Origin of the sequence: Desulfovibrio sp. 6_1_46AFAA, from assembly GCF_000224635.1 — a bacterium.
Lineage (GTDB): Bacteria > Desulfobacterota > Desulfovibrionia > Desulfovibrionales > Desulfovibrionaceae > Desulfovibrio > Desulfovibrio fairfieldensis.
The window spans coordinates 28,747-48,812 of the sequence record NZ_JH114302.1 but is presented as its reverse complement, the minus strand read 5'-3'; the positions used below and the strand labels follow the sequence as shown (position 1 = coordinate 48,812).

General features: G+C 63.6%; 14 protein-coding genes and 1 pseudogene. 4 read left to right on the top strand and 11 right to left on the bottom strand.

Translation table 11 applies throughout. The features are described 5' to 3' along the window. Nucleotides 1–107 precede the first annotated feature (107 nt). The 3 genes from prfA to rpmE all read right to left on the bottom strand — a co-directional run bounded on the left by prfA (nucleotide 108) and on the right by rpmE (nucleotide 2,670). Nucleotides 108–1,178, bottom strand: coding sequence for a peptide chain release factor 1 (prfA, locus tag HMPREF1022_RS06935; RefSeq protein ID WP_008683134.1), 1,071 nt, complete (start codon nucleotides 1,176–1,178; stop codon nucleotides 108–110). Between the two features lie 249 nt (nucleotides 1,179–1,427). Beyond that, the gene (locus HMPREF1022_RS06930; protein WP_009302524.1) at nucleotides 1,428–2,438 is read right to left on the bottom strand and encodes a DUF1385 domain-containing protein; all 1,011 of its coding nucleotides are present in this window, start codon (nucleotides 2,436–2,438) and stop codon (nucleotides 1,428–1,430) included. 19 nt (nucleotides 2,439–2,457) lie between these two features. Continuing rightward, on the bottom strand, nucleotides 2,458–2,670 hold the full coding sequence (gene rpmE / locus HMPREF1022_RS06925) for a 50S ribosomal protein L31 (protein WP_008683132.1): 213 nt from the start codon (nucleotides 2,668–2,670) through the stop codon (nucleotides 2,458–2,460). Nucleotides 2,671–3,158: 488 nt separating this feature from the next. Here rpmE and HMPREF1022_RS06920 point away from each other — a divergent pair, with 488 nt between their 5' ends. Continuing rightward, nucleotides 3,159–3,953, top strand: coding sequence for a TlyA family RNA methyltransferase (locus tag HMPREF1022_RS06920; protein ID WP_009302523.1), 795 nt, complete (start codon nucleotides 3,159–3,161; stop codon nucleotides 3,951–3,953). 150 nt (nucleotides 3,954–4,103) lie between these two features. Here HMPREF1022_RS06920 and HMPREF1022_RS06915 read toward each other — a convergent pair whose 3' ends face one another. The 7 genes and pseudogenes from HMPREF1022_RS06915 to HMPREF1022_RS17260 all read right to left on the bottom strand — a co-directional run. Further along, nucleotides 4,104–5,351 carry a DNA polymerase IV gene (locus tag HMPREF1022_RS06915; protein WP_008683130.1) on the bottom strand — a complete coding sequence of 416 codons (1,248 nt, stop codon included), beginning with the start codon at nucleotides 5,349–5,351 and terminating at the stop codon, nucleotides 4,104–4,106. Between the two features lie 157 nt (nucleotides 5,352–5,508). After that, entirely contained in the window at nucleotides 5,509–7,245 is a 1,737-nt protein-coding gene (locus tag HMPREF1022_RS06910; protein WP_009302522.1) for a cation:proton antiporter, read from the bottom strand. Then, the gene (locus HMPREF1022_RS06905) at nucleotides 7,242–7,679 is read right to left on the bottom strand and encodes a secondary thiamine-phosphate synthase enzyme YjbQ (RefSeq protein WP_008683128.1); all 438 of its coding nucleotides are present in this window, start codon (nucleotides 7,677–7,679) and stop codon (nucleotides 7,242–7,244) included. The genes HMPREF1022_RS06910 and HMPREF1022_RS06905 overlap by 4 nt, the downstream gene beginning before the upstream one ends. An 11-nt stretch (nucleotides 7,680–7,690) precedes the next feature. After that, complete coding sequence (locus HMPREF1022_RS06900) at nucleotides 7,691–8,848, bottom strand: ATP-grasp domain-containing protein (RefSeq protein ID WP_009302521.1); 1,158 nt, start codon at nucleotides 8,846–8,848, stop codon at nucleotides 7,691–7,693. Nucleotides 8,849–9,756: 908 nt separating this feature from the next. Next, entirely contained in the window at nucleotides 9,757–11,112 is a 1,356-nt protein-coding gene (locus HMPREF1022_RS06895) for a homoserine dehydrogenase (protein WP_009302520.1), read from the bottom strand. A gap of 2 nt (nucleotides 11,113–11,114) precedes the next feature. Then, nucleotides 11,115–12,296: an aminotransferase class I/II-fold pyridoxal phosphate-dependent enzyme gene (locus HMPREF1022_RS06890; RefSeq protein WP_008683125.1), complete on the bottom strand. Its 1,182-nt coding sequence runs from the start codon at nucleotides 12,294–12,296 to the stop codon at nucleotides 11,115–11,117. A gap of 159 nt (nucleotides 12,297–12,455) precedes the next feature. After that, a pseudogene (locus HMPREF1022_RS17260) lies at nucleotides 12,456–12,608 on the bottom strand (Txe/YoeB family addiction module toxin); the annotation flags it as partial. 398 nt (nucleotides 12,609–13,006) lie between these two features. Here HMPREF1022_RS17260 and HMPREF1022_RS06885 point away from each other — a divergent pair. The 3 genes from HMPREF1022_RS06885 (at nucleotide 13,007) to HMPREF1022_RS06875 (ending at nucleotide 19,622) form a co-directional block, all read left to right on the top strand. Further along, nucleotides 13,007–17,944 (top strand): autotransporter domain-containing protein, encoded by a 4,938-nt coding sequence (locus HMPREF1022_RS06885; protein WP_009302519.1) that lies wholly within the window; start codon nucleotides 13,007–13,009, stop codon nucleotides 17,942–17,944. A gap of 758 nt (nucleotides 17,945–18,702) precedes the next feature. Continuing rightward, entirely contained in the window at nucleotides 18,703–19,281 is a 579-nt protein-coding gene (locus HMPREF1022_RS06880; protein ID WP_008683121.1) for an OmpH family outer membrane protein, read from the top strand. 2 nt (nucleotides 19,282–19,283) lie between these two features. Next, nucleotides 19,284–19,622 (top strand): DUF3467 domain-containing protein, encoded by a 339-nt coding sequence (locus HMPREF1022_RS06875; protein ID WP_008683119.1) that lies wholly within the window; start codon nucleotides 19,284–19,286, stop codon nucleotides 19,620–19,622. 141 nt (nucleotides 19,623–19,763) lie between these two features. Here HMPREF1022_RS06875 and tnpA read toward each other — a convergent pair. Beyond that, a partial coding sequence (gene tnpA / locus HMPREF1022_RS06870; protein ID WP_035061012.1) for an IS200/IS605 family transposase occupies nucleotides 19,764–20,066 on the bottom strand: 303 nt, incomplete at its 5' end.

Genomic DNA, 20,066 nt, shown 5'->3' with positions numbered 1-20,066 from the left:
ACCGCACCCTGAAGACCACGCGCAACGGCGACTTAACGTAAAAGGCGGTCGCGGCCGCCCATGAGGGCTTGCCGCGACCGCCGAAATGCGCCGGTTTGGTGCTGTGCCTAGTCTTCGGCCTGCGCCTTGAGCGCCTCGGTCTGCGCCGCTGTGGACAGGGCATCGAACAGCGGAGTCAGTTCGCCTTCCATGATCCGGTCCAGGGAATAGAGGGTCAGGTTGATGCGATGGTCCGTGCAGCGGCCCTGCGGAAAATTGTAGGTCCGGATGCGTTCGGAGCGGTCGCCCGAACCCACCTGGGCCTTGCGGTCGGCGGAGAGTTCGGAATTCTGGCGTTCACGCTCGGCGGCCAGAATGCGCGAGGCCAGCACCTTCATGGCCCGGGCCTTGTTTTTGTGCTGGGAGCGCTCATCCTGGCAGGTGACCACCGTGTTGGTGGGCAGATGGGTGATGCGCACGGCGGATTCCGTCTTGTTGACGTGCTGGCCGCCCGCGCCGGAAGCGCGGTAAATATCGATGCGCAGATCTTCGGGCCGGATCTCCACGTCCACTTCCTCGGCTTCGGGCATCACGGCCACGGTGGCCGCCGAGGTGTGGATGCGGCCCTGGGTTTCGGTGGCGGGCACGCGCTGCACGCGGTGGGTGCCCGCTTCAAATTTAAGTCGGCTGTAGACCCGGTCGCCGGCGATCAGGCAGATGATTTCCTTGTAGCCGCCGGACTCGGACGGCGACTCGCTCATGATTTCCACCTTCCAGCCCTGAAGCTCGGCATAGCGGGTATACATGCGGAAGAGATCCGCCGCGAACAGGGCCGCCTCCTCGCCGCCGGTACCCGCCCGGATTTCCAGAATGGTGTTCTTTTCGTCCAGGGGGTCCGTGGGCAGCAGGGCCACTTTCAGGGCCTGCTCAATCCGGGGCAGTTCGCTTTCTGCCCTGCGAATCTCCTCATGCGCCATATCCCGGATATCCGGGTCCTCGTCGTGCAGCAGTTGCTTGTTTTCAGCCATTTCCTGCTGCAGGGCCCGGTGGCGGCGGAAGAGATCCACAATCTCACGCAGATCGGCATGCGCCTTGGTCAGTTTGCGGTAATGCTCCTGATCGTTGAACACGTCGGGCTGGGCCAGAGCTTCTTCCAGCTCCATATATTTCTTTTCAAGGCCTTCCAGTTTGGCGAACATACACGATCTCCAACACACACTGCAAAAAGATGAAAAAGAACAAAATACGATCCACCCGGCCCCTGGCGGGCGCGGTAACGGCCCGCACGGCAAAACGACCAAAGGCAGCCCGAGGGGGCTGTCCCCGTTGGCGGCAACGAAGCCATACGGAGATCGACAGCAACGATAACCGCATTTTTTGCCGGAATGAATCCTTTGAAACGTGTGCGTCTCAAAGGCAATCCGCCCTGTCCCGGCGCGGGTGAAAAGTCAGGCTTCCGTATACGGCGCGGTGCGGATGTTGTCCCCGGCGTCCGGCCCCAGGGCCTCGCGCAGGGCCACCACGGCCACATCCAGCTGGGCTTCGTCCGGCTCATAGGTGGTCAGGCGTTGCAGAGCCAGACCCGGCGCGCGCAGCAGCGTGGCCCAGAAGCCGTCGGGCATGCGCGCCGCGTAACGGATCAGCTCGTAGGCCAGGGCGCTGATGGGCACCATGAGCAAAAGTTTGAAGGCGATGGTCAGGGCATGCTTGGCAATCGCGCTCTGGGGCGTGTAAATCATCAACAGCAGGGGCACCAGCACCGCGTGCAGAATGATCGAAATGCAGATCACAAAGAGCAGAAAGGTGGTGCCGCAACGCGGATGCAGGCGGCTCATGCGGGCGGCGCTGGCCGCGCTGACCTCGTCCCCGCTCTCAAAGGCGTGGATGGTCTTGTGCTCGGCCCCGTGGTACTGGAACACGCGACGGATATCCGGCACATAGGAAATCAGCCGGATATAGCCCATGAAGATGCAGCACTTGAAGAAGCCGTCCCAGAGATGGAAGGACAGCCCTTCCACGTCGCCGCCCAAATGCAGCCAGAGCATGACCAGCGACAACAGATGCGGGGCCACCACAAAAAGCGCGACGGCCATGACCAGCGCCAGGCCCAGGCTCAAAGCCAGATGCCAGCCCGAAAGCTCTTCCTCCTCGCCCTGGGCCGCGGCTTCCACCGAACGGTTCAGGGCCTGGATGCCGTTGACCAGGGTTTCCAGCAGAACCGGAAAACCCCGCACAAAGGGTTTCTTGAGCCAGGCATGGCGGGTCAGGGAAAACCAGGGCAGCCGCTGGGCGCGAATGACGCCGTCCGGACGGCGCACGGCAAGACCATAGGTATCGCCGTTGCGCATCATCACGCCCTCCATGACGGCCTGACCGCCCACCGGGGGGCAGTCGGCCGTCAGGCAGGGCAAAAGGGCCAGCAGGCCGGGCACAAGGCCCGGCGGCGGGGCGAAACGCATGCGTCCGGCCGGTCCGCGCTTACTTCTGCTCAAACTTGGCGTACTTTTTACGGAAGCGGTCAATGCGGCCGGCCGTATCCAGGAAGCGCTGCTTGCCAGTGAAGAAGGGATGGCAGGCGGAGCAAACTTCCACATGCACCTGTTCGCCCTTGGTGGAGAGCACTTGCTCCTCATGGCCGCAGGCGCAGGTAATGGTGGCCATGAACACTTTGGGATGAATGTCTTTTTTCATGACAAAACCTCGTCGCAGTCGGCCGGACCCGGCTTCGAGCAGCCCGCCTTGCCGGAAGGGACCGGCACGGGCCTGACCTTTACGGACGCCGCGCAATTTTTTTACTCTGCCTGAAGGGAATATCAGACAGGGATGACATATATAGACCTCTTTTTGTCGCTTGGCAAGCGCCTCGCGCGCCGACACAGGGCCATTCCGTTCTCCGCCTGTAGGCAGGGTTCTTTTATACTTAGAGCAGGTTACTTTTCAACAGGACGTGCTCTATGGGCTTGTCATACGGATGAGGCATCCCGGGCCCTGCGGGCGCAGAGGCTTTACGCCTCCCGGCGCTTGGGCCGCCTCCGGCGCGGGCAGGGGGCGGCCCAAACGGAAATAAAGTGAAAACCCTAATGCCCGGAGGGCAAAATAAAACAACGGACGGAGAACAGAATGACCCTGCACAGCGAGATCACATTGCCAGCGCGGCTCCGAGCGGCTATATCTGCCCCATGCCCAAAGACAAGCGTCAGCGCGCCGACCAACTGGCCTTTGAACAGGGCCTGGCCGAAAGCCGGGAGCAGGCCCGCCGCCTGATCATGGCCGGCCAGATCGTCCTTTCGCCCACCGGACCGGACGGCGAGCCCCTGCTGCCGCCCGGCGCGCCGCCGCAACGCGTGCCCAAGCCCGGCCACCCCTACCCCGCGGAAACGCGCTTCGCCCTGCTGGAAAGCGAACGCTACGTGAGCCGGGGGGCCTACAAGCTGCTGACCATCCTCGACCACTTCCATCTGGACGTGAGCGCCCTGGTCTGCCTGGACGCCGGAGCCTCCACCGGCGGCTTCACGGACTGCCTGCTCCAGCGCGGGGCCGCGCGGGTCTACGCCGTGGACGTGGGCCGCAACCAGTTGCATGAAAAACTGCGCGCCGACGCCAGGGTCGTCAGCCTGGAAGGCGTGAACCTGCGCCACGCGCCGCCGGAGCTGATCCCCGAAGCCGTGGACCTGGTGGTGGCGGATGTCTCCTTTATTTCCCTGACGCTGGTGCTGCCGCCGTGCATGACTTGGCTGAAGCCCGGCGGTCTGGCGGCCGTGCTGATCAAGCCCCAGTTCGAGCTGGGGCCCGGCGAAACGGTCAAGGGCGTGGTACGCGACGAAGCCGCCCGCCAGCGCGCGGTGGACAAGATTCTGGCCTTTTGCGCGGCCAACCTGAATCTGGCGAGCGAGGGCGTGCTGCCCGCCGCCGTCAGGGGGCCCAAGGGAAATCAGGAATACATGGCCCTGTTTCGCAAGAACCGGCGGGACTGAACCTAGAGCAGATTAACTTTGAGAATTGATATTCTCAAAGTTTTTAGCCGCTCACTCCGGCGCTTAACCGCGCAAATAAATTACGCTTACGCCTCCATGGCGGGCGGCTCGGTTTACTCGCCGCCTCGCACTCGTCGCGTTGCCGGAACCTCACGTTTTTTTCGTCCTGTCGCCCTTTTTCGCTTTGTCCGGCTTTTCCTTCGTACCGGCCTCGCCCGGCCGGAACAGCCTGCCCCGCTGCACGGCCTCCTTGCCGAAGCGCCCGCGCAGCGTGTCCAGGGCCTGATCCAGCTTGCGCCGTTTGGCCTCCTGTTGCGGATCATGGCCGCCCTTGCCCAGCGCCTTGCTCAGATCCCGGCCCGGCAGAAGGAGCTGGACCGGATTCTCCTCAAAGCCTGAGACACCCAGGCCGATGAGCCGCACGGCCTGGGCCGGCTTGAGCTCGCGCAGCAGTTCCCGGCCGGTCTCAAAAATGGTTTCCGTGGCGTTGGTGGCTTCCGCCAGGGTGCGGGAACGGGTAATCTGGCGAAAATCCGCGAATTTGACCTTCAGGGTGATGGTCCGCCCGCTGAGTTTGTGTCGCCGCAGCGAGGCGCCCACCCGCTCGGCATGGGCCAGAAGCATGCGGACCAGAAACTCCCGGTCGCGGGTGTCCCGCTCAAAGGTGCATTCCGCGCTCTCGCTTTTCATGGGCCGCTCGGGCGTGACCGGGCGCGGATCAATGCCGTAGGCCCGCTCATACAGGGCCCGGCCCCATTTGCCGTAGCGCTTTTCCAGAAATTCCGGACTGTAGCGGCGCAACTGGGCCACGGTCACAATGCCCAGATCCCGCAGGCTCTCCACCATGCGCCGTCCCACGCCGGGCAGGCGGCCCACTTCCAGGGGCAGGAGGAAATCATCCGCATCCTCGGGCCGCAGGATGAACACGCCGTCGGGCTTGTTCACATCCGAACAGATCTTGGCCAGAAACTTCACGGGCGCGGCCCCCACCGAACAGGTCAGGCCGCCCGTCACCTCGGCCACCCGGTCCTTGATCCGCGCGATGAGTTCTTCCAGCGGGCCGAACAAGCGCGTGAGGCCCGCGGCGTCCAGATAGGCCTCGTCGATGCTGGCCGGTTCCACCAAAGGGGAAAAATCGCCCAAGGCCGCCATAATGGCGCGCGAAAGCTCGGAATAACGATGGCGGCGGCCGTGGACGAAGATACCCTGCGGGCAGAGCCGCCGGGCCGTGACAATGGGCATGGCCGAATGCACGCCGAAGACCCGCGCCTCATAGGAGGCCGTGGACACCACTCCGCGCAGGCCGCCGCCGATGATCACAGGTTTGCCGCGCAGTTCCGGGTTGTCCATTTGCTCCACAGCGGCAAAAAAGGCGTCCATATCCAGGTGCAAAATCATGGTGAATCCGGTTTTGCCCCCAGCAAGGCCGTGCCATAGGAATTTTGCCCGCTGGCAAGGAAGGCGAGCTTTTTATGACGGGAGTGGACTCTGCCGGTCCTCGACCGGAATAAAAAGCTCGCCTGACGCAGCCAGCGGACAAAAGAACATGGCACGGCTATTCCAGTTCCTCGCGCAGGCGCTGCAATTCACTCTGCGCATGGGCGTCCGTGGCTCCCAGGTCGTGCAGCAGGAATTCGGACATGGCCAGGGCCACTTCCCGTTCGCCGCTGAAGACCTCGGCCACGCCCAGCTTACGCAGGGCACGGGCCTCGCTCAGGAAGGCTGTATTGGCTAGAATACGGATGCCGGAATTGACCGAGCGGGCAATGGGCGTCACTTCACGGGCCGGAATGGACGGCGTGGTCAGCAGCAGGGCCTCGGCCCGTTCCAGTCCGGCTTCGCGCAGCACCTCGGCCTGGGCCGCGTCGCCGTGCACCGCCGGTTTGCCGTCGGCGCGCAGTTTGCGCACCGTGTCGATGTTGTTTTCCACCACCACCGGCGTGATGCCGCTGTCGCGCAGGATGCGGCAGAGGTTGCGGCCCACCGGGCCGTAACCCACCACAACCACACGGTGGGGCTCGTTTTCCTCCACGGTCCCGCCAGCCCCCACAGCCTCGGCGGACAGACGCGGCAAGGGAGAGCGGGAGAGCCAGGCCGGGCCGTGGCGTTCCAGCCAGCGGACCGCGCCGTCAATGCGCCGGTACAGCAGGGGGTTGAGGGTAATGGAAATCATGGCCGCCGGGATGATGGCGTTGTTTACCTCGGGACCGAACAGGCCGTGGCTGATGCCCATGGCCGCCAGAATGAAGGAAAATTCGCCGATCTGGCCCAGAGCCACGGCCACGGACAGGCTCAGGCGCAGAGGCTTCCGGAACAGGGTGGTCATGAGCAGAGCCGCCAGGGGCTTGACCACAATAATGATGCCCAGGGTCGCCAGCATCAGGGGCCAGTCGCTGAGCAGGGCCGCCGGGTCGAAAAGCATGCCCACGGAAACGAAAAAGAGCACGGCAAAGGCGTCGCGCAGGGGCAGGGCTTCGGCGGCGGCACGGGCGCTGAAATCGGACTGGCCCACCACCATGCCCGCCAGAAACGCGCCCAGGGCCATGGAGGCGTCAAAAAAGAGCGCGGCGGCCACGGCAATGCCCAGCGCCAGGGCGATGACCGCCAGGGTGAAGAGATCGCGGGTGCCGGTGCGCGCCACATAGCCCAGGAAAAGCGGGATCAGCTTCTGGCCCACCAGCAGGGTGAACACGGAAAGCGCGGCCAGCTTGAGCAGGGTCAGGCCCAGGGCGGACCAGAAACCGCCGCCGCTGACGCCGCCTTCGGGCGTAAGCACGGCGGGCAGCAGCACCAGCAGCAGAATGGTGAAGAGATCCTCCACCACCAGCCAGCCCAGGGCCACATGGCCGGTGCGGGTGTGCAGGGCGTGGTTGTCGGAAAGCACGCGGGTCAGCACCACGGTGCTGGCCACGGAAACGGACATGCCGAACACGGCCCCGGCCAGGAGCGAAAAACCGAACAGGGACAATATGCCCATGCTGGCCACGGTGGTCAGGCCGATCTGGGCCACAGCCCCGGCCACGGCGATATTGCGCACGGCCAGCAGATCCTTGAGATGGAAGTGCAGGCCCACGCCGAACATCAGCAGGATCACGCCGATCTCCGCGCACTGGGCCGCCGTGGCCGCGTCGGCCACAAAGCCCGGCGAATGCGGGCCCACCAGCACGCCCGCCAGCAGATACCCCACCAGGGGCGAGAGATGCAGCTTCTGGGTGATGAAACCCAGCACCAGGGCGGCGGAAAGGCCTCCGGCCAGGGTCAGGATCAGGGTGACTTCATGCGTGCCGCTCATGGCCGGGCCTCCCCGCGTTCTCCGTTTTCGCCGGGCAGCCATTGCAGCCAGAGGGAGCGGCGACGCGGGCCGTCGCCCTCACAGAGATAGACGGACTGCCAGGTGCCCAGGCGGATTTCGCCGTCCTCCACCAGAAGCAGCAAGGAGGGGCCGTGCAGGGTGGCCTTGATGTGGGCGTCGCTGTTGCCTTCGGCATGGCGGTAGTCGCCTTGCTCCGGCGCGAGGCGGCTGAAAAAGGCCAGCATGTCGCGCCGCACGTCCGGGTCCGCGCCTTCATTGACGGTCAGACCGCAGGTGGTATGCGGGCAGAACAGGGCCAGGGCTCCCTGCCGCCAACCCCGCTCACGGGCCGTGCGGCCCACAAGGGCGCGCAGCTCCGGGGTAATGTCGCGCATTTCGCAACGCGCGTTGGTAGTGAATTCGAGTTTGTACATAAAACATGTCCTTACTGCATATATTCCGTAAGGTCGGAACGGATAATGCGGTCCAGCTCTTCCCGCCGGTCCGCCGGAGTTTCGGTAAACAGAAAGCCGAAATGGGAAAAACGCCTGAAATCGCAGGGCCGCAGGTGCAGTACCTTGCCGAAATCCCGGCGCAGGGCGTCGTAGTCAAAGCTCTGCACCGGCGGGCAGTTTTCGGGCTTGTTCAGCACCATCAGGGTATAGAGCTTCCCGGCCTTACCGGCCAGGGCCCGTTCCCAGTCCGGACGCCCGCCTTCCAGAAAGCAGCCGTAGGAATGGAAACCCCAGGCAAAAAGGCTGACGTCCGTGGAGCACCAGCCCGCGAAACGCAGGGGATTGAATTCAATGGGCGCGATGCGGCCCTTGTCGTCCCGGCGCAGCTCCACATGGACCGGGAAATTGCGCAGGCCCAACAGGCCGTTGACCCGGTTGAACCAGGCCTCGAACTCGGTCAGGCGGCTTTCGATGATCTCCCGGCTCGTATAGTAGAGGCGGTCGCTGACGTCCGCGGCCGAGGAAAATTCATGCCGCAGAATGTCGCAGACCACGGCCCGGCCCTGCTCGTCAAAGTAGACATCCACGGCATATTCCTCGCCCTGGATGTATTCCTCCAGCAGAAAAGTGCCGCCGCCCACAACCTCGGGCGGGTATTGCTCGCTCCAGCGGGCGGCGTCCGCGGCCACGGCGGCCTTGGCCGCCTCCCACTGGGCCGCGTTTTCAATGCTGTACACGCCCAGGCTGAAAAAGCCCACTGCGGGTTTGAGCACGCAGGGAACCTTGAGCTCCTCAAAAGGCAGCGTGGCCAGCTCCGCCGGAGTGACCCGGCGGAAGAAAAAATTCCCATAGAGCGGGGCCAGCAGATCCCGGCAGGCCGCCTTGTCCTTCAGCCGCCAGATGCGTTCCATCAGCGCGTTGTTGCCGGATTTTTTGTACACCCATTCCAGGGCGTTTTCCGAACAGGTGTACAGGCGGGGCGCGCCCTGGCAGAGCGCCGCGAAGGCGTCGTCGGACACCAGATTGAGGGCCGCCCCGTATTCGCGCGCGCAGGCGCGGGCCGTGGCGTTATCCAGTACGGGTTCCCGCCGGGCGGCGGCGTAGGCCGCCAGCTCCGGCGAGACATAGGGTTCATCGAGAATGATCATGGTTGGGCCGTGGCTCCGCTGATGCTGTCTGATTGTTGAACATACATGTGCCGCCTTCCGGCCGCCGCGGCGGCGCGCCGGACCGGGGGCAAAACTGCCCCGGCGGGCAGCCGTAAGAATGCCAGACTTGTGGGGCGGGGTCGAGAGGGGGGCCTGCGGGCGCGCCGCCGAAAGAAACTTGAAGCATAGATAACGCTTGCCATACTCTGCGGGCACAGAGGCTTTACGTTTCCCGGCGTTTGGGCTGCCTATCGTTGTTGTCTTCATCCGTAAGGCGGCCTTGCTGCCAACGGCTAACGACAGCACTTGGTTACGCAAAACGCTGTCCAGGGAAATCGCTGTCGCTATCCGTAGCAATGTTGCCTTGATCCGTAATACTGCTTCGTCGTGAACGGCTCAAGCAAGCCGCTGGCGCGGCAACGGCTTGCGCGCAACCCCTGCCCCTGCGTAATTGTCGTAACACCTCGACGCGGCGTACCACGGATCTTGCTCTCTTGCCTCACTGCGCCCTGAAATCGCCGTGTGCCAACGTCCAACGGCTGAACATGCCCTTCTCAACAACCGTCAGTGGATGGCATTGCGCGGTGCGGAGGGAGATCGCCCGAACGAAGTGAGGGAAGCTCCCGCAGCAAAAGCCGCGCAGCCCTCGAAAGCTGGAAGCTTTGGAAAACCCGGCAGGGGTGTTCCGGGGGGTTGCAAGGGGGCGGAGGAGGGGGCGCAGCCCCATAACCCGCCCCCTGCCCGCGCCGGAGGCGGACAAAACGGCGTCACGCCGTAAGCTCCGTGCCCGCAGGGCAAAATAGAACAACGGACGAAGAACAGAATGACCTTGGGAGGGGGGCCTGCGGGCGCCCCCGAAGCGAGAAGCGGCGGGCCCCTTCCGGAACCCGCCGCCGCAGTGCCACTTCCTACAGCACCCTGAAATACACCGCCGGTTCCTTGAGCAGACCCGCGTCCACCGCACGCTGGAGCGCGTCGCTCATGGCTCTGGCCGATGTTTCATGGGTCATGAAGACCAGGGGCACGCCCTGGCCCTCATCCGCTTTCTGGATCATCTGGGCCACGCTGATGCCCTCGGCGGCCATGCAGCCGGAAATATCCCGCAGCACGCCGGGCGCGTCCTGGACCATGACCCGCACGTAATAGCAGGAACGCCATTCCTCGGGCGGCACAATGGCGGCCTTGGGCAGTTCCTTGCCCACAAAGCCCGTGTTGTTGGGCCGCTCCTCGCGGGCCACGGCCATTAGGTCGGCCAGCACGGCCCCGGCCGTGGGCAGATCCCCGGCTCCGCGCCCGTGGAAGAAGAGCGCCCCGGCCGCGTTGGCCTCCACCCGCGCGGCATTGTACACGCCGCCCACGCGCGCCAGCAGAAAGGTATGGTGCACCAGGGCCGGAAAGACCCCGGCTTCCAGGCGGACCGGACGGTCAAAACCGTCGCCCGCGCAATCCTTGCCGTCCTTTTTCGCATCGGGGCAACGCACTTCGCGCACCTGGCCGATGAGCTTGATGCGATAGCCGAACTCGCGCGCCAAGCGGATGTCCATGGCCGAAAGTCCCCGGATGCCGCGCACGGACAGGGCCGTGTAGGGGTAATTGACCCCGTAGGCCAGGCGGATCAGCAGGATCAGCTTGTGGGCCGCGTCGTGCCCGTCGATGTCCAGCGTGGGATCGGCCTCGGCGTAGCCCAGCTCCTGGGCCTGCTTGAGGGCCAGGTCAAAATCCAGGCCGTTGGAGGTCATTTCCGACAGGATGTAATTGCTGGTGCCGTTGAGGATGCCCATCAGCGACTCGATGCGGTTGCCGGTCAGGCTTTCCTTGAGGGCCTGGACAATGGGGATGGCCCCGGCCACGCTGGCCTCATAGCGCAGAATGCGCTTTTTGCGCTCGGCCTTCTGGAAGAGGGCCAGGCCCTCCTCGGCCAGCAGGGCCTTGTTGGCCGTGACGATATGCTTGCCCTGGTCCAGGGCGCGGTCGATGAGCGCGCGGGCCTGGTCAATGCCGCCGATGAGTTCCACCAGCACGTCGATATCCGGATCATCTGTGAGCAGCGCCGGGTCGGTGGTCAGTTCCGCGCCCTCGGGCAGCGGCACGTTGCGGGCCTTCTGGGCGTTGCGCACCAGCACGCGCTTGACCACGATGTCGCGGCCCGTGCGGCGGCGGATGATGTCCGCGTTTTCCTTGAGCAGACGCGCCAGGCCGCCGCCCACCGTGCCGAAACCGGCCAGGCCGACCACCAGGGGTTTGCTTTCGTTGGCTTTCGTCATGCTTACTCCGGCGCGCCCGAGAGCAGGCGGCGCATATTGCTGACGGCCTGCCGGGTGCGGTGCTCGTTTTCAATGAGGGCGAAACGCACGTATTCGTCGCCGTAGGAACCGAAGCCCAGCCCCGGCGATACGGCCACCTGCGCCTCGGTCAGCAGCAATTTGGAAAATTCCACGGAGCCCATCTTGCGGAAGGGCTCGGGAATGCGCGCCCAGACAAACATGGTGGCCTTGGGCGAGGGCACCTCCCAGCCGATGCGCCCCAGCCCCTCAATGAGGCGGTCGCGGCGCTCGCGGTAGATGTCGCAAATTTCGTGCACGCAGTCCTCCGGCCCGTTGAGGGCCACGGTGGAAGCGATCTGGATAGGCTGGAAAATGCCGTAGTCCAGATAGCTCTTGATCCGGGCCAGGGCGTGCACCAGGCGCGGGTTGCCCAGACAGAAGCCCACACGCCAGCCGGGCATGGAATAGCTCTTGGACAGGGTGTAGAACTCTACGCCCACATCCTTGGCCCCTTCGGCCTGAAGGAAACTGGGGGCCTTGTAGCCGTCGAAAACCAGATCCGCGTAGGCCAGGTCATGGACGACCCAGAGGCCGTTCTCCTTGGCGAAGGCCACCACCTTGCGGAAGAAATCCAGGTCCGTCACCTCGGTGGTGGGATTGTGCGGATAGCAGAGGAAAAGCAGCTTGGGCTTGGGCCAGGCCTGGCGGGTGGCGGCGGTCAGATCCTCGAAAAAGTCGCGTCCCGGGCCGATGGGCACGCTGCGCACGTCCGCGCCCGCGATGATCGGCGCGTATTTATGGATGGGATAGGTGGGGTCCGGGGCCAGCACCACATCGCCGGGTTCCAGCATGGCCAGGGAGAGGTGGGCCAGGCCTTCCTTGGAGCCCATGGTCACGATGGCTTCGCGTTCCGGGTCCAGTTCCACGCCGTAGAGGCGGGCGTAACGGTCACAGACGGCCTTGCGCAGATTGGGGATGCCCTTGGACAAGGAATAGCGGTGGTTGACCGGCTTTTGCGCGGCCTCCACCAGCTTGTCCACCACATGGCCCGGCGTGGGAATGTCGGGATTGCCCATGCTGAAATCCACGATGTCGATATTCTGCCGACGCAACTTCATCTTGAGGTCGCCCACGACGGCAAAGACATAAGGGGGCAGGCGCTGGATACGCGAAAACTCTTCCATTGTACTTCTCGCTTGTTTTGAACCGGACCCCCGGACCCGAGAGGTCGGGCGCGCACGGCGCGCGGCCCGGCTTGGCGTGCAGAATAGCCAACGGCGCGTCTTTTTGTAAAGGAATTTGCCGGGCCGGACAGGCGCGGCGCGAGCGGGGAAAGAACGCCGTCAGTAGTGATAACGGCATTGCAGCACAATAAGCTGCCCGGCGGGCTCATCCACACGATAGACAAGGCGGTGGGCGAGATCAATCCGGCGTGACCAGCAGCCGCTGAGGTCGAATTTCAGCGCTTCCGGTTTGCCCGGCCCGGAACCGGGGTCGCGCGGGGCCTCATGCCGTCCGCACCGGGGCCGTTCAGGCCAGAGGCGTTATTCCGGGCCTGAAAAACAGGAAAAACGGGCTGTTATACTGCACTCACGACAGATATCGGAAATGTCCGCACGCATATCCAGCGGATATGTCTACAATTCATCGACAGATGTACTGTCAATGAGTGCTTGAATAATGATACTTTCAGCAGCTTAAATTTGCAATAGCATCTCTCCAATAAAAAACTCCCAGTTTCTACTTTAGAAAAATACTCATTATTTCATCAAGATAGCTCTCCCACAAATTCTCGAAACCCAGCCGGAAACCGACAGTACATCTGTCGGCAAAGGAAGGGAGCATTGGGCTCCGTATGAATTCTTGAGGAGCGGATGCTCCTGGGAGGTATGCTATGTTGACGAAGGGCGCTATCGGTAATCTTGTCAATAAATATCGGGCCGTACTCAAAAAATGCGGCCTGCTCAATGTCTTCGGCTCGCTGGCCGTGGCCGGGGCGCTGGTCCTGGGCGGCGCGGGTCTGGCCGTGGCGGCGGCTTCTTGGGGGCCGGACAAGGATGTGGTGATTACTGGCACCGAAACGCTGAACAACGGCGAGCAAGCCAAAAACCTGACCATCAGCGGCGCGGCCAAGAGCCTGACCGTCAGCTCCAGCACCGGCCATCTCTATGTGAGCGGCGCGACCACGCTGAATGACGGCGGCACGCTGACCCTCAATACCGGTCCGCACGGCCTGTTGGGCACCACGGACAGCGCCGGCGAGGCGGCTGATACCTGGACCGGCTCCTTTGGCATGACCGGCGGCACACTGGCCATTACCGACAGCCAAATGCAGATGGATGCCGTAGCTATCAGCGGTGGAGCGGCCACCATCAGCGACCGAATCGGCGGCGGCACCAACTGGGATGACGGGGCCATGCTGGTGGGCGGCCTGAACGGCGCGGCCACCACCGTAAGCGGCGGCAAGGTCACCGTGGGTGATTACGGCCAACTGGTGGGCGGACAGGTCAACATCAGCGGCGGGGAAGTGGCGCTGAACGGCGACAGCGGCAAGGACGCCATTCTGCGCTCCTACGGCGCGGACAACGCCCTGACCCTCTCCGGCGACGGCAAAATCAGCGTGGCTGCCTCCAAGTATGGCGTGCTGACCGCCAATGCGGTCAACATCAGCGGCGGCACCCTGGACGTGGCGGGCAACCTGACCATGGCCGGAGCATTGGTCAAAGGCCAGTCGCTGAGCGGCGCCCTCAAGGCCAGCGGCGACGCCACGGTCAACCAGACCGGCGGCACGGTGAATGTGGAGACCGGCGGCGCGCTGACTGTCGTTGAGGGCGTGACCTACACCCAGACAGGCGGTACGCTGGACAACAAGGGCACTCTGACCGTCAACGGTCTGATGGACCTGACAAGCGGCACGGCGACCAATACGGGCGCGATCAACGTAGTCAACTCGGCGACCGGGAGCGGCCACACCGGCAGACTGCAAATCAGCGATACGCAGTTGTCCGCTATGGTCGCGAGCGGCAAGATCGCCGTGTCCGGCGACTCCGGAACCTGGGGCCGTATCCACCTCGGCGAAAATGCCAGTGTAGCTACGAATCTGTTGGCTGCCACTGATACCGCCAATAAAGTATTTGTGGGCACTCACGGGAGCATCCAGGCCCAAAATCTGACTCTGACCGGCGACAACCTTGCCATTAATGCCGACGCCCGCATCAAGGCCAACAGCCTGACCCTGACGCCGGACACTACAAATGGCGATTTCACCGTCACGGCGGGGCAGCTTTTCCTTAAAGGTGAGGACGGTTCCGCGCTTAATGTCACGGGCACGGGCGGCCTGAGTGTGAACGGCAGCAGCCAGCGCGCCGAACTGAAGCTGGGGGAACTGTCCGGCGACGGCGCGGTCAACCCCGGCGGCAGCCTGAATGCCGACATTACGGCCACGGGCGCTAGCGCCAAGGTGCGCGTCAATGCCGGAACCTGGACCCTGGCCGAAGGCAAAACCCTGGACATCCAGGGCGGCGCGCTCACCGTGGGCGGCGGAACGGACATCGACTACGAGGGCAACCTTCCCGCCGCACTGGATGTGAGCGCGGGCTCGCTCAAAAGCGCGGCTGCCGGCAACGGATCTACCAGGGGCATCAACGTGCTGCAAAACGGCGTGCTGGCGGCGGCTTCCACCACGCTGATGAAAGACAGCACGACCATTGCCGACAACTTGAACAAAATTTGGTTGGATAACGGCGGCACGTTGCGGGTTACAGGCCTCAATACAATCAGCACGACTGATATGCAGGCCTATAAAACCGCATTGGTGGCGGGCGGCACGGGCCTGATCAACTATGGTTCGGCAACGGTTACAGTCTCCGATGCTGACAAGGGTAGCACCGAGAACAGCATCAAGGGCGCAGCCGCCGAAGGTACCGGCGCGCTGCTGGACGGCAAGACTGTAGAGTACGCCGCAACCAGTGGGGCCGTCACCAGTAACGGTAATTTCGGTGCTGATACTCTGGCTATCACGGGCGGTGATGCGGCAGGCAATACGGTTACCGCAAACGGTGACCTTACGTTGTTGGGCGACGGCACTAACCTGATCACCGCTGATACTGGCGAAGTGACGAAAGTCGCCGTGGCTGCCAACAAGAACTTGAACCTTGGTTCCGCCGGGGCCGTATCCAAGGGCGGCACGCTGGACAGCAAAGTTTCTCTGGGCAATGGCTCCGCGCTCAATGCCGCAGCCGCCGAATACACAGTGGGCGACATTACTGCGGTCGCTGACGGCAACGGCACGGTAACGGCTTCCGCAGGCGCGACGCTGAACGCCGGAAAGATTGGTGACGCCAGCGACGCTGTTAACAGCGTCAGCGCCAGCAATGGAACGGTACAAGCCGACGCTATAGCTACCAAGAGCTTGGCCGTCGAGAACGGCACAGTCAAGGCCGCGGGCGACATTACTGTCGATACGGCTATGAGCAGCAGCCTGACCAACGGCCAGATCCGTTCCACCGACGGCAACGTGACCCTGACCGGGGGAGCCACCCAGGCCAGCGGCGCGATTGTCGCCGACGCGGGCGATATCACGGCCACCGGCAAGGATATCACGGCCACTGTCGGCGAAGAGCTGACCCTCTCCGCCAAGGAAGGCACAATTGCCGCCGATAACGTGACGGCCACCAACGTGCAGGCCAAAACCCTGGCCGCCAGCGGCGCGGTGAGTGTGAATGACGGCGTTCTGATTGCCACGGGTACCGGCGCGGACGCCAGTTCTGTGGGTTCTCTGGTTCTGGACAGCACTCAGGGCATGGTGGGTGAACTGACTGTGGCCAACGCGGCCGCCCTTACCAACGGCACCTCGCTGGCCGCCGACAAACTGACCATGACCGGCGGCAACCTGACCGTGGGCAGCAACGCGGATACCAAGGGCGGCACGACGCTGGTGGTGGATGCGTTGAATCTCGGCGGCAATGGTCTGCTCATTGATCCGGCCTGGGGCACAGCCTCCACCAACGTGGCCGTAGGCTCCTTTACCAACGGAAACGTCACGCCTGATCTGAGCATCAACGGCGACGTGGGCGTGGGTATGAACTCCATGGCCGCCATCGGCACCACGGACACAAGCTGGTTGGCCGGACAGGTCAATGCCGCGACCAACGGCGCGGGCCTGACCGAAAACGGCGTGGATTCCGCTCTGGGCATCTACACGGCCCAGGTGCTGGACGGAACTGCCGGTACAGGACACGGCATTGTGGTGGACGGCACCAAGACCTCCAGCGGCGGCACCGCATTCACCTTCACCCCCAACCAGCTTGACTTCTCCGGCAAATCCCTGCTGGTGGTCAGCGCCGACGCGGCACTTGATCCAGAAGGAGCGTTGTCCTCCAACACGGCGAGCGGCGTTGTCAACCTGACCAACGGCGCGAAACTGCGCATCGCCGGGGCAAAAATCGGTGAACAGTACACCGTGCTGGGCACCAATCTTGACAGCAACATCGCCTACAAAGATGCTGACGGCAATGCCACGACCGAAGCCGACTCCACGGCCTGGGTGGGCGCGAACCTCTCCACGGACTCCAAGCTGGTGCATCTGGAAAAGAACGCCACCGGCGAATACAAGGGCGCGCTGACTTCCGCCGCCACCTTCATGCCCAAGCTCGACGGCGAACTGGTCAAGGTGGTGAACAACATGGCCCTGGCGGGCAACACCGGCGCGGCCGGTGAAATGTCCGAGACCAAGGGCGTCCGATTCCTGAACCGGGCCATCAGCGAAAACTATCTGAACAATGACGCCGCTGCCGCCGTAACCATTGAAAGCGCGGCGCGCATGGCGCTCGTCGGCGCGGTGCCGCAGATGACCATGGCGGCCAGCAACGCGGCGGGCAATGCCGTGACCCAGCGTACCGGCCTGGCCCAGCCCGGCGGCAACGCCATCCAGAGCGTGGCCCTGGACGGCTCCATGCAGACCGGCGCTTCCGCGGGCGACGCCGCCAAGACCGGCTTCGCCATGTGGGTCATGCCTCTCTACCAGAGCTCCAACGGCTTCGGCATGAAGGCCGGAAACTTCGACATGGACTTCAGCGGCGGCCTGGGCGGCGTGGCCCTGGGCGCGGATTACACCTTCGACAACGCCATCCGCGCGGGCATCACCTTCAACATCGGCGGCGGCTACGCGCAGGGCTCGGGCGATCTCAACGAAACCACCAACAATATGAACTTCTGGGGCATCGGCGCGTATGCCGGATGGACCCCGGGCAACTTCGGCCTGACCGCCGACGTGAACTACACCTCCACCTACAACAAGCTGGAACAGGACCTGCCCGCAAGCATGCAGATGGGCAAGCTCAAGAGCGACGTGACGGCCTACGCCATCAGTGCGGGCCTACGCGGCGAGTACAAAATCGAAACCAGCGCGCTGGATATCATCCCGCACGTGGGCGTGCGCTACATGAGCCTGAACACCGACGAATACGACGTGAAGTCCGGCGGCACACTGCTCAAGGGCGACGCCATCAACCAGAGCATCTGGACCTTCCCGGTGGGCGTGGCCTTCAGCAAGCAGGTCGAGACCGGCAACGGCTGGCACTTCAAGCCCAGCCTGGACCTGGCCGTGATTCCGGCCGCCGGGGACATCGACGCCCGCAGCGACGTGCGCTTCACCGGCACGGGCACCAAGGCGGAACTGGACACCCAGACCATGGATTACGTCTCCTACATGGGCCAGGCCGGTTTGGAATTCGGCAACGAAACCACGTCCCTGGGCGTGAACTACAACATCCAGCTCGGCGCGAAGAGCACGGCGCACGGCGTGTTCGGGACATTCCGCTACGAGTTCTAAACCGACAACCAGAAGCGTTATCAGCATCAGCGCGGCGGCTCCATTGGGTAAGGAGCCGCCGCGCCCGGACATCCGGGAGGCGGGGGCTTCCCGGGTCCGGTTGCCGTCCGCCGACATCGCTTCCCCGACGGGCGGCACCTCCTGAAGTCCGCGCTCTTGTCCCTTCCTGAAGGGCGCGGGCAACGGCGCGGCGGGTGAATTCCGCCGCGCCGTTTTTTGTGGGGCGGGGCTTGTCATATGGATGAGGCTTTGTGTGCCCTGCGGGCACGGCTTGTTTCGCCTGAGCGGCGATGGGCCGCCTCCGGCGCGGGCAGGGGGTCAGGGGCTGCCGCCCCTAGCCCCCCTTGCAACCCCCATACCCTGCTTAGGTTTTCCAGCGCTTCCGGCTTCCGGGGGCTGCGCGGCGTTTGCTGCGGGAGCTTCCTTCACCTGCTTTCGCAGGTTCAGGCGATCTCCCTCCGCGCCGCGCAATGCCATCAACTGACTGTCGTTGAGAAAGACACTGGCCCCATGCCCGGAAAATGCTGACGCGCGGCGATTTCGGGGCGCAGCGAGCCACGCAAGCAAGACCCGTGGGACGCCGCGTCACCACGTTACGACGTACAACGGGGGCAGGGGGTTGTAGGGGGCCGGGAGGCGTAAAGCCCTCGTGCCCGCAGGGCACACAGAACATCATCCATGTGACAAGCCCTTTCCGTCTGACAGGATAAAAAGGCCCTCAATGACACAACACAGATAAAAAACAGGAAATCATCCCCATGCGCCACATTGCAACAACGCTTGCCCTCACGGCCCTCCTTGCCGCCTGCCTCCTGGGCGGCTGTCTGGAGGGCAGCACCAGCGCCGCGCCCCAGACAGCCGTGGTCGATCTGGAGCGGATCATGTCACAATCCCGTGCCGCCGAGGCCGGGCGCGCCCATCTGGCCAAGGCCCGCCAGCGCCTGGAACAGGGCTTTGCCGACCTGCAAAAAGCCTGGGCCAAAGCTCCGGACAAGGAGCGCGAGGCCGTGCTCCGCGACGGCGCGCTGACCCTCCGCCGCCAGATGGCCGCCGAGGAGGCCGCCGTACAAAATGTCGTCAACGGCCTGCTTCTGGAAGAGGTCAAAGCCTGGCGCAAGGCCCACAAGGCCGCCCTGGTTCTGCCCCGCCGGAATGTGCTGGACGCCGACGCCGGCCTGGACATCACCGCAGCCATACTCAAGGGCATGGACGCCCGCAAGGCCGTCTTCCCGGCGTTGCCCGTGGTGTCCGTCAAGCTGCCCGGCGAGAAGGGGAAAACGCCGGAAACCCCCGGCCAAGCCAATCACAACGCCGCCCCCGGCGCAAAAAGGAAGTAAGCATGAGCGCACAGAAAAATTCCGGCAAGACCGGGGCCGAAGCCGCCGCTTCCGCCGAAGGCCAACAGATCCGCGTAGCCCTGAACAGCTCCCACCTTGCCACGTCCTACGCCAATGTCTTCCAGACCCGCTGCACGGCGGAGGAGGTCATCCTCTGCTGCGGCCTGAGCCAGCCCGAAAGCCTGAACACCCAGGACGGCGGTACTGAAAACGTCCTGGCCGTGGACCTGGACCGGCGCATCGTCATGACCCCGGCCTCGGCCCAACGCCTGCTCCTGGCCCTGGACCGCACGCTCAAGGAGCAGGCCGCCCGTTTCCACGACAACAGCCCGCAAAGCTGAGCCGACTTTACGACCCGAAACCAATCAAAACCACCCGCATAGCGGGTGGTTTGCTCCAGCCCTATAAGGGCTTGTTACCGGCCAGCGTCTAAAGGCGCTGGCTTTCACTTTGTTCAAGCCCAGTGCCCTTGCCGCTTTGGCTTACCCCTGGAAGGGGTTTTGGTATTCTCGGGTACTTACTCGATCTTGCAGAATATCATGCTTCTCTTGCTGCTGAATGTATTTTTTGACCGTTACCTCATTGAGTCCTACCGTACTGACGAAATATCCTTCCGCCAAGAATTTCCTATTGCCAAATTTGTACTTCAGGTTTGCATGCTTATCGAAAATCATCAATGAGCTTTTTCCTTTCAGGTACCCCATGAAACTTGATACACTGATTTTTGGAGGAATACTCACCAGCATGTGCACATGATCCGGCATGAGATGGCCCTCGATAATTTC

What these genes read in the sequence shown, in the direction of transcription:
- HMPREF1022_RS06885 (WP_009302519.1), top strand. Translation starts at nt 13,007, where the DNA reads ATGTTGACGAAGGGCGCTATCGGTAATCTTGTCAATAAATATCGGGCC.
- HMPREF1022_RS06880 (WP_008683121.1), top strand. Translation starts at nt 18,703, where the DNA reads ATGCGCCACATTGCAACAACGCTTGCCCTCACGGCCCTCCTTGCCGCC.
- HMPREF1022_RS06915 (WP_008683130.1), bottom strand. Translation starts at nt 5,351, where the DNA reads ATGATTTTGCACCTGGATATGGACGCCTTTTTTGCCGCTGTGGAGCAA.
- HMPREF1022_RS06895 (WP_009302520.1), bottom strand. Translation starts at nt 11,112, where the DNA reads ATGACGAAAGCCAACGAAAGCAAACCCCTGGTGGTCGGCCTGGCCGGT.
- HMPREF1022_RS06875 (WP_008683119.1), top strand. Translation starts at nt 19,284, where the DNA reads ATGAGCGCACAGAAAAATTCCGGCAAGACCGGGGCCGAAGCCGCCGCT.
- prfA (WP_008683134.1), bottom strand. Translation starts at nt 1,178, where the DNA reads ATGTTCGCCAAACTGGAAGGCCTTGAAAAGAAATATATGGAGCTGGAA.
- rpmE (WP_008683132.1), bottom strand. Translation starts at nt 2,670, where the DNA reads ATGAAAAAAGACATTCATCCCAAAGTGTTCATGGCCACCATTACCTGC.
- HMPREF1022_RS06910 (WP_009302522.1), bottom strand. Translation starts at nt 7,245, where the DNA reads ATGAGCGGCACGCATGAAGTCACCCTGATCCTGACCCTGGCCGGAGGC.
- HMPREF1022_RS06920 (WP_009302523.1), top strand. Translation starts at nt 3,159, where the DNA reads ATGCCCAAAGACAAGCGTCAGCGCGCCGACCAACTGGCCTTTGAACAG.
- HMPREF1022_RS06900 (WP_009302521.1), bottom strand. Translation starts at nt 8,848, where the DNA reads ATGATCATTCTCGATGAACCCTATGTCTCGCCGGAGCTGGCGGCCTAC.
- HMPREF1022_RS06930 (WP_009302524.1), bottom strand. Translation starts at nt 2,438, where the DNA reads ATGCGTTTCGCCCCGCCGCCGGGCCTTGTGCCCGGCCTGCTGGCCCTT.
- HMPREF1022_RS06905 (WP_008683128.1), bottom strand. Translation starts at nt 7,679, where the DNA reads ATGTACAAACTCGAATTCACTACCAACGCGCGTTGCGAAATGCGCGAC.
- HMPREF1022_RS06890 (WP_008683125.1), bottom strand. Translation starts at nt 12,296, where the DNA reads ATGGAAGAGTTTTCGCGTATCCAGCGCCTGCCCCCTTATGTCTTTGCC.